The following is a 9,345-nucleotide window of genomic DNA, read 5'->3' as shown; positions in this document are numbered from 1 at the left end:
CCACTCCGATCGCGGAAGCGTTTACACCTCAGCCGGATTCCGGGCCCTAGTGACCGGGTTGGGTATGCGTTCCTCGATGGGGCGTACCGGGGTGTGCTGGGACAATGCCGCCGCGGAATCGTTCTTTTCAGCACTGAAGAACGAACGGGTTCACCGCACCGTTTACGCCACCAAATCACAAGCAAAACGAGATGTCATCCGCTACATCGAGGGGTTCTACAACAGCCGCCGTCGGCACTCAGCCCTCAATTACCGCCGGCCCAACGATGTCCACTACAGTTACCAACAGCCAGCCATGGCAGCGTAGAGAAAACCATCAAATCCGCTGTCCGAAATCACCGCAGCAGCTCATTCCGCGGGGCCGCAAGGTCCGCGGTCAGCCACGCCCTGATAATTCCCAGCCACGGGTCCATCGCCGGCGCCGTCCTGACCGGGACCCTGCGCATCGGCGGCGTCGAGTCAGCCAACGCCGCCCGCACCGTGCGCCGGTGGACCCCATAAACCCGGGCCAGCTCCCTAACAGACATCTCTTTTACTCTCGCATCACGACGGATACGCTCGAATTGTTCCACTCTCGATCTCTCTTTCAAACCCGTTCCCGTTCTCTAAGTCCTGGTAGACAAAGTGAACGCTACGGGCGGGTCGAGGGTGGGGCCATTTCAAGCGACTAAAAGCCCTCCAAGTGGGGCCATTTCAGAGTGCCATACCCATTCATACTTGTTCCGTGGCATCAGCTGAGCGGTACGTGGCTTTGCCTCTTATCGCCACCCCAGATGGATCTCCGCTAGCTCTAGGGACTCCTAGGCAATTAACCCAATTTGTCCCACGATGCCGGTTCGCTATGGGTGGGCCGCCCAGCGCGCCCCGTAGACGATGGACCTCAAGCCTCCACGCACCGTTTGAGCCGTCGCCGGGCCATGTGCAGGATTGCCGCCGTTCACAGTGCCTGTCAGCTCCGCTTCTCAGACTCCCGCTCTGGCAGCTCTTCAATCCACCGATCCAGCAGCTTGTCGTAATACTTCCCGTATTTTTTTGACGCACCCACCGCACTTGCCCGCCACCCATGGTGTTCTGATAAAAGATCAGTATGCTTTGTATGCTGGTCGTCCGAGACCGCGGCCCTCGGTGCCGGCAGCCTCAGAGTTCCCCCAACTCCTCAGGTGCCGGCACCACCTACGTTAGGGGCTGGCACTGACGATTAGCTGCCGCCAGCGATCCGGTGCAACCGCCACCCGTCCCACCGAGGACCCGCGAGGATATCGAACTCCAGGGTGGGGGAGACAGGCCCCGGCTGTCCCGACCCGCATCGGCATCAGCGGGTTGACCGGAAGCCGGCCGGAACTTCGGATCAGGAAACTGCCGGGCGTTGCGGGGTCGGCCATGGGAACGACGTTGCGGAGCAGGGCAGCGAGCGGGACCGCTCCAGTCCGATGTGTCCATGGGCGGCAACGCCCATAGATCTACGTAACTCAAAACACGTATCATGTTTCGCATGCAGACTTCTTCCTCCTGGACTTTCCTATCCAACCACGGGCACGTGCTCGTCGCGTTGGCGGGTGATTCTCAGTCGCGGATGCGGGATGTGGCCGCCAAAGTCGGCATCACCGAACGTGCCGTCCAAATGATCGTTCGCGACCTGGAGGAAGCCGGGTATGTCGTCCGCGAGCGGGTGGGTCGTCGGAACCGGTACACCGTGGTGCAGAAGAACCGCTTTCGGCATCCGCTGGAGGAGCACGTGCGGGTGGGGGATTTCCTAGCCCTTGCCGCAGCAGCATCCCCGGTCAGCAGTCGTCTCAGCGCCTCCTCCCCGCCCGATGTGCGAGCTTGATCGTTTCCTCGACTACGAGGACGCAGGACGCCACCGCAAGGCAGATCAGCCACTGGGTGGCGGAGAGCGACGTGGTGTCGAAGATGCCCTGGAGCGGGGCCAGTTGCACGGCGAGGACCTGCAGGACAAGGACCGCGGCGAAGGAGATCCACAACCAGCGGTTGGTGAACAGGTGCCGCGTGAACACCGTCTGCCGCTCGGTCCGAGCGTTGAGCGCGTTGAAGAACTGGAAGAGGACGAACGTGGTGAATGCCATGGTGGACGCCACGGCGGCGCCGTAGGCCCCCTCGGCTAGGGTGAGCACCGACAGGGTGCCGGCCGCCATGACGGCGCCGGCCCGCAACATCCGTAGCAGCCGGGTCCGGTCCAGGATCCGGTCAGTTGCCCTGCGCGGCGGTTCGTCCATCAGCCCTGGTCGGGCGGGGTCAACGCCCAGGGCCATCGCCGGGGGGCCGTCCATGATGATGTTGACCCACAGCACCTGGATGGCGGTTAGCGGTGCCGGGAGACCGGCCACGGTCGCGCCGAGGAAGGACAGGATGGCGCCGATGTTGGTCGACAGTTGGAAGCGGACGAACTTCACCACGTTGTCATAGATCGATCGGCCCTCGTGGACCGAGGCGACGATGGTGGCGAAGTCGTCGTCGGTGAGAATCATGTCGCCGGCTTCCTTGGTCACCTCGGTGCCGGTTATCCCCATCGCCACACCCATATGCGCCGCGCGCAGGGCTGCCGCATCGTTGACGCCGTCGCCGGTCATTGCCGTTACGTGCCCCAAGGCTGTCAACGCCCCGACGATGGCGACTTTGTGCTCCGGGGCGACCCGGGCGAATACCCCGATGCTCTCCACGCGTTCCGACAGCTCCTCCGGGGTCATCCGGTCCAGCTCGGTGCCGGTGACAACTTCGCCACGGATGCCGAGCTCCCGGGCGATGGCGGCGGCGGTGTCCCGGTGGTCGCCGGTGATCATCTTGACCGAGACCCCGGCCCGGTGGGCGAGTGCGATGGCGTCCTTGGCCTGCGGACGGGGCGGGTCAGCGATGCCGACCAGGCCGAGCAGCGTCAGGCCGGTCAGCCGGTGCTCAAGCGCGTCGGCGTTCGCCGGATCACCGGCGACGGGCAAGTCGTCCATCAGCGTCGTCGCGGCGGCCAGCACCCGCAGACCCCTCGACGCGAGGGCTGTGACCTCGCTTGCCAGCTGGTCCCGGCCGGCGGCGTCGAGGTCACGAACTCCCTCGGCGGTGAGTAACGCCGTGCTGCGCGCGAGGAGTACGTCGGGAGCGCCCTTGAGGTAGACGCGGATGCGGCCCTCCTCCTTGTGTGCGGTCACCATGAACTTGCGGGCGCTATCGAAGGGCAGCTCGGCCACCCGCGGGTGCGCCGCACGCAGCGTCGGGGCGTCGATCCCGGCCTTCACGGCCGCAACGACCAGCGCGCCCTCGGTGGGGTCGCCGACGATGCCAGCCCGGCCACCCGCCCCCGGGGCAGCCAGCACAGCGTCGCTGCACAGAACGAACGGTTCCAGCAGACGCCCGGCATCCCCGGTCCGCTGCCCAGCGGTCTCGGCAATGATCGAGCCTGTCGGGGAATACCCCTCGCCGTCGATGCGCATCCGCTGGCCTGCGAACACCAGCGCACGGGCCGTCATCTGGTTCAGCGTCAGCGTTCCGGTCTTGTCGCTGCAGACGACCGTAGCCGAGCCCAGGGTCTCCACCGACGCGAGCCGCTTGACGATAGCTCCCCGCCGGGCCATTCGACCGACGCCGAGGGCGAGGGTGAGGGCTAGGACGGCCGGCAAACCTTCGGGCACCGTGGCCACGGCGAGGGCCACCGCCGTGAGCGCCAGCTCGCCGAAAGGCTCGCCGCGCATGAGGGCGATGGTCACGTAGATGGCGATGGCGACGCCGCCGATCAGGGCGATCCGCTTGCCCAGTGAATCCAACTGCACCTGCAGCGGGCTCTTGGGCTCCTCGCCGCTCGCAAGCAGTTCCGCGATCGCGCCGACCTCGGTCTGCGCGCCAGTGGCGGTGACCACGAGTTCGGCCCGGCCGCGGGTGAGCGCGGTGTTCATGTAGCCCATGCCGGTGCGGTCGGCCAGCGGCACTTTCTCACCGGGAGCGGCGCCCACCGGCAAGGTGTCCTTGGCCACCGGCTGAGACTCCCCCGTCAGTGCGGACTCGTCGATCTCCACCGACTCCGCCACCAGGAACCGTCCGTCGGCCGGCACCCAGTCTCCGGCCTCGAGCAGGACCAGGTCACCCGGCACAAGCTCGACCGCTCCGACCACGCGCACCGACCCGTCCCGGCGGACCCGTGCGGTGGGCACCAGCATGTCGCGCAGCGCCTCGAGGCTGCGCTCCGCCCTGTTCTCCTGAACGAAGCCGATCACGGCGTTGATCAGGAGCACGATCAGGATGACGATCGTGTCCTTGAGGTCCCCGACGACGCCAGCGAGAACCGCGGCACCGAGCAGGATGAGGATCAGTAGGCTACGGAACTGGTCGAGGAATCGCAGCCAACCTGGCCGCCGCGGCCGCTCGGCCAAACGGTTCTCACCGATCAGCTCCCGGCGTCGGGAGACCTCTGTCTCACCTAGTCCTTGCGCGGAATCGACGCCCAGCGACTCCGCCACGACGGTCGCGATCTGCAGGTGCGGATCCCGCAGAGGCGCGTCCTTCGCGCCAATCGCCGGAAGGAAGTTGGATGCCTGGTCGTCCTTGATCGCCATTACTGATCATTCCTCGTGGTGTCTGGTGGGGTATCCGGTCGGAGAGGGTGATGGGGGTGTACTCATGTCCATCTTGAGCATCGTCTTGTTTGCCTTCCGGATTAGACCAGGGCAAGGCCAACCTTGAGGTAGACGAAGCGGTGGACAATCAGCCGGCGTGGTACTCATCCGAACTTGCGGCCACTCGTGGCCGGTCATCGAGGTACCGGCCCGTCAGGGGGACGGATGATATGGACAGGCCCCCAGGTCCTCGTTCTCGCGCTGCCCACGATCCCGCGCGGGGCCCAGCAGCGAGTTCGCGGATGCAACCGTAGGGCGATGGCGGCGGACCACAAGGCCAGAGAAAGCCACGGGATCAGGTTCGACACAGGAACTCCTCGTACCATTGCCATTGGCGGGGCTAGACTGATACAGCCAGACTAAAGCAAACAAACTCGCGAAACAAGGTTCGCATGTGTCTCTGAGGTGGTTCTCCCGCCAGGCTTGCTGTGCTCGGGTGGTGGGTCAGTGCTCCGCTCGTTCTGCGGGGAATTCGCCCGTAGCGTTTGCCTGCGTGCGAGTTTCTTGATGTCGTTCGGGGAAGGGGCATGCAGATTGTTCAGGGACGTCAGGTCCGCAGCAATGGCGCAGCGTTCCGCAGGAGAATCGGAACGTTCCGAAGCTGCTGCACCAGTACCGGCTACTCGGTGAATGTTTTGAAGAGTACGACGACGACATGATGGGCAGGGGAGTCCAGCGAGACGTTGGTGCTCGATGTGACCGGGCGGCTCAAATATGCGGTTCGTCTGATCGATGACGGTGTCGAACTGTGGCTGCTGCTCGAACGAGAGGAAGCGGGTGGGCTGCTTGCGTGGCTCAGCAGCATGCGGTTCATGTTGCGGGTGGAACTCGCGGATCGAACCGCCGAATTCGCGACGGTCGGCACCCTCGGCCAGCCTGCGCTCCCGGTAGCTGCCCCTCATGGCGTCCCACTCGTCTGGCGCGACCCGTGGATGAGCGTGACCCAGGGTGGTCACCAGTACGCGGCAGCGGAAAGGCACCCGGCGGCGGGCTGGACCTACAGCGAGCTGCTGCTGCCCCGCACCGAACTCGCCGGGCTTGCCGCATCCGCTATTCCTGTCGCCGGGCTGCTCGCTCTCGAAGCACTGCGCATCGCAGCCTGGCGCCCGTGCTTCGCCACCGAGGTCGATGAGAAATCGATCCCGCACGAACTCGATTGGCTGCGCACGGCCGTGCACCTCAGCAAGGGCTGCTACCGCGGCCAGGAGACGGTGGCCAAGGTTCACAACCTCGGCCATCCGCCGCGCAGACTTGTCATGCTTCACCTCGACGGTCCGGATGCCGTGTTGCCCTCGCGCGGGGACGATGTCGTTCTCGGGGAGAAGACTGTTGGCCAGGTGACCTCGGTTGCCCTCCACTACGAACTGGGGCTGGTGGTACTCGCGGTTATCAAACGGCGCACCGATTCAACTGCCGGACTCCTCGTGCGCACCGGGAGCCTCGAGGTGCCGGCCACGCAAAAAGTGATCGTATCCCCGGACGCTGGCGCCTCAGCCACTGTTCCGCGCATGCCGCGGCTGGGCTCGGTGCGGGGGTAGTTCAGTTCATGTGACGGCGGCTCGAACAGGGCGGGAGGGCCTGAAAACCTTGACGGCACGGCTCAGTCCCGATCGGCGGTCCCACCGGCTCTCCGCTCGCGCAGCCAGGGGATGAGGCCACCGGCGAGGAGCATATCGACCTGGCGTGTCGAGAGGCGATGTCGCGCTGCATAGTCCTCATCGCGGGTCTTATTGTGCACGGTGATCCCGGTTCCGGCGGCGAGGGCTTCGCGGATGCCGGCCAGCACCAGTACATCGCCCTGCTGGACACGGCCGTGATCGGCGGAATCCGTGAACTCGATGGCGAGGACACCGAAATTTGTGAGGTTCTGCCAGTGGATGCGTGCGAATGAGATGGCCAGCACCGCGCGCAATCCGAGGAAGCGCGGGGTGATCGCGGCGTGTTCCCGCGAGGAACCCTGCCCGTAGTTGGCGCCGGCGACCACAATGTGCCCGGACGTGTCGCGGGTTTCTGCGGCGCGGGCGGGGTAGGTTTCGTCGATCTGGTCGAAGGTGAATTCGGCAAGCTTCAAGATGTTGCTGCGGTAGGGCAGAACCCGCGCGCCGGCCGGCAGAATCTCATCCGTCGAAACATCGTCGCCCATGACCAGGATGACCGGTGCCTCGATACGATCGGCGAGCGGCTCGAAGTCCGGCAACGAGGAGATGTTTTCGCCTTTAACCAGCGCCACTTGGGAGGCCTCCTTGTGAGGCAACGGCTCCTCGAGCATGGCCAGGTTCACACTCGACATCGCAGGCAGCTGGGGTGTGGGATACGCCAGATCGAACAGCTTTTCCAGGTCCCGCGGGTCGGTGATCGTCCCGGTGAGCACCGCCGCCGCCGCCGTCTCCGGCGAGCACAGGTAGACCGAGTCCTCCTTGGTTCCTGAGCGGCCTGGAAAGTTGCGCGGCATCGTGCGCAGGCTGTTGCGCCCGTTCGCCGGGGCCTGGCCCATGCCGATGCAGCCCATGCAGCCGGACTGGTGCAGCCGTGCACCGGCGCTGATCAAATCCAAGGTGGCACCCATTTTGGTCAGATCCTGCAGAATCTGTCGGGAGCTCGGGTTGACGTCGAAGGACACGCCCGGGTGTGACTGGCGTCCCTTCACTATTGCGGCGACGATCGCGAAGTCGCGCAGCCCGGGATTCGCGGATGACCCGATCACGACCTGCTCAACGGGCCGGCCGGCGACCTCCCGTACCGGCACGACGTTGCCCGGCGAACTGGGCAGCGCGATGAGCGGCACGATGGTGGAAAGGTCAATCTCCTCGGCCACGTCGTATCCGGCATCCGGATCAGCGAGCAGTTCGGTGAAGTCGCCCTCACGCTGCTCTGAGCGCAGGAACGCGCGCACCTGGTCGTCCGCCGGGAATACCGTGGTCGTCGCCCCCAATTCGGCGCCCATATTGGCGATCACATGCCGGTCCATCGCGGTGAGGGTCGAAAGGCCCGGTCCGTAGTACTCAACGATTCGATTGATGCCGCCCTTGACGCCGTGACGGCGCAGCATCTCGAGAACGACATCCTTAGCGCTCGTCCACGGCGGCAACTGGCCGGTGAGCCGCACCCCCCAGATCTCAGGCATCCTGATGTACAGCGGTTCGCCGGCGATCGCGAGAGCCACCTCGATACCCCCAACGCCGATGGCCAGCATCCCGAGGGAGCCCGCAGCCGGGGTGTGGCTGTCCGAGCCGACCATCGTCTTGCCCGGGATACCGAACCGCTGCATATGCGTCGGGTGCGAAACCCCGTTTCCAGCCTTCGAGAACCACAGGCCGAACCGTTGACACGCTGAGCGGAGGAAGTCGTGGTCCTCCGCGTTCTTGCTGTCGGTTTGCAACAGGTTATGGTCGACGTACTGCACGGACACTTCCGTGCGCGCACGATCAAGTCCCAGCGCCTCCAACTCAAGCATGACGAGAGTTCCTGTTGCATCCTGGGTGAGGGTCTGATCGATGCGCAAGCCGATTTCGGTCCCCGGTGTCATCACCCCGCTTAGCAGGTGAGAGGCGATGAGCTTCTGAGCGACGTTATATGCCACGGTGAGCCTCCTTGCTCGAATGCCGCCGGGAAAGTCTCGAACCGCGGCCATCCGGCGAAGAGTTCCGCAGTAACCACCAACCTAGGCCACCATCTTGAGAACGGCCACCCCAACTTCGAGTTCAGGGGTGTTTCCCGGCGTCCGGGAGGGAAATAACAAACACGCCGTGACCGCCAGCCCCTCCAGAAGCCCCCGCCCGGATCAAGGAGGACTTCCTCGCGCTCGAACAGCGTGATCGCCTTCCTGTTCCTGCTCGGGTTCTCCAACGAACTGCCGGAGTTGCCCGGGCACTAGGAGAACCACCCGGATCTGTTCGAGCGGGTAGAGGAATGCTAGGGCGACGTGTTCATCTTCGTCGAGATGGACGATGACAACGTCGTGTACCTCGATGCGACGTACCTCGATGCGACGGCATCCAGGCAAGCACCCCACCCAGCACACGAGGCTTCGTCCCCATCCTTGCCCAGGGTGTGTGGACGGGGTGAGTGTCGAGCAGGTACTGACCGTGCCGGACGATTATCCGCAGGAGATCTGACTCACCGAAGCGGTGGGGGTCTGCTGGGCTGGAATTGTCCGCTGTCGTCCGTTTTTGATCTTTCATTTTTTGGTCTTAGTCGTGGTGTTGACTCGTTCGAGCCGGCGGAGTCGTTCCTCATGTTGCCGGGCGCGGTCGGCGACCGCTTCGAGGCTGGCGCGTGCCTGGGCGATCTCGGTGGTCAGGGCGGAGGGTGTCTGTCCTTGAGCACCACGGAGTCGGTGTTCCTGGATCAACGTCCGCAGTTCGGGGTTTCGGTAGAGGTCGCCCGGGAAATCCCGGTCGCTGCCACAATGAACGACCGCAACCGACCAAGGCGTGCCTGGCCGAGGAGGGTTTCCACCCGCCAGCGCGAGCCGCGTCTACGACCCGATCCTGCGTGGAGCGGCGGGGGAATACCTGTACGGCATCTTCCGTCAAGATCACAAACCGGTGGCCTGATGAACTTGCTCGTCGACTTTCCGCTCGGCACCCGGCTCGTCGTTCGTTCGCGCATCGAGAGCGGCGTCATCGATGCGCTCGGCTACCTGCGCGAGATTGATGATACGCAATGCGTCATCGAGACTAGGTGCGGGCTGGTCACCGCCCTCCTCAGCGAGGTTGTCGTGGCGAAG

General features: G+C 64.8%; 7 protein-coding genes. 4 read left to right on the top strand and 3 right to left on the bottom strand.

The window, feature by feature from the left end:
• Window positions 1-307 (top strand): integrase core domain-containing protein (locus tag Y703_RS0101860; protein ID WP_026551366.1); only part of this gene is annotated, 307 nt, incomplete at its 5' end.
• A 28-nt stretch (window positions 308-335) separates the two neighbouring features.
• Here the strand turns inward: Y703_RS0101860 and Y703_RS0101855 are convergent.
• Window positions 336-527, bottom strand: a complete 192-nt coding sequence (locus tag Y703_RS0101855; protein ID WP_155849369.1) for a hypothetical protein — start codon at window positions 525-527, stop codon at window positions 336-338.
• 965 nt (window positions 528-1,492) lie between these two features.
• Here Y703_RS0101855 and Y703_RS21225 point away from each other — a divergent pair.
• Complete coding sequence (locus Y703_RS21225) at window positions 1,493-1,828, top strand: helix-turn-helix transcriptional regulator (RefSeq protein ID WP_216698846.1); 336 nt, start codon at window positions 1,493-1,495, stop codon at window positions 1,826-1,828.
• Here the strand turns inward: Y703_RS21225 and Y703_RS0101845 are convergent.
• Complete coding sequence (locus Y703_RS0101845) at window positions 1,794-4,556, bottom strand: cation-translocating P-type ATPase (RefSeq protein WP_081743333.1); 2,763 nt, start codon at window positions 4,554-4,556, stop codon at window positions 1,794-1,796. The two genes, Y703_RS21225 and Y703_RS0101845, sit on opposite strands and share 35 nt — an antisense overlap.
• A 746-nt stretch (window positions 4,557-5,302) precedes the next feature.
• Here Y703_RS0101845 and Y703_RS17325 point away from each other — a divergent pair.
• Window positions 5,303-6,154, top strand: coding sequence for a CAF17-like 4Fe-4S cluster assembly/insertion protein YgfZ (locus Y703_RS17325; RefSeq protein WP_051427208.1), 852 nt, complete (start codon window positions 5,303-5,305; stop codon window positions 6,152-6,154).
• Between the two features lie 62 nt (window positions 6,155-6,216).
• Here the strand turns inward: Y703_RS17325 and Y703_RS0101835 are convergent, their stop codons facing one another.
• Window positions 6,217-8,196: an aconitate hydratase gene (locus tag Y703_RS0101835; protein WP_026551362.1), complete on the bottom strand. Its 1,980-nt coding sequence runs from the start codon at window positions 8,194-8,196 to the stop codon at window positions 6,217-6,219.
• A gap of 342 nt (window positions 8,197-8,538) precedes the next feature.
• Between Y703_RS0101835 and Y703_RS22555 the strand changes: the two genes are divergently transcribed.
• On the top strand, window positions 8,539-9,345 hold an 807-nt coding region (locus Y703_RS22555), incomplete at its 3' end, for a hypothetical protein (RefSeq protein ID WP_343212862.1).

It is taken from the genome of Arthrobacter sp. H20, assembly GCF_000520515.1.
In the GTDB taxonomy this organism is placed as follows: domain Bacteria; phylum Actinomycetota; class Actinomycetes; order Actinomycetales; family Micrococcaceae; genus Arthrobacter_D.
This window is presented reverse-complemented; position numbering and strand designations above follow the sequence as displayed.

Coding starts and splice junctions, on each gene's coding strand:
- Y703_RS0101855 (WP_155849369.1), bottom strand. CDS start 527: ATGTCTGTTAGGGAGCTGGCCCGGGTTTATGGGGTCCACCGGCGCACG.
- Y703_RS21225 (WP_216698846.1), top strand. CDS start 1,493: ATGCAGACTTCTTCCTCCTGGACTTTCCTATCCAACCACGGGCACGTG.
- Y703_RS0101845 (WP_081743333.1), bottom strand. CDS start 4,556: ATGGCGATCAAGGACGACCAGGCATCCAACTTCCTTCCGGCGATTGGC.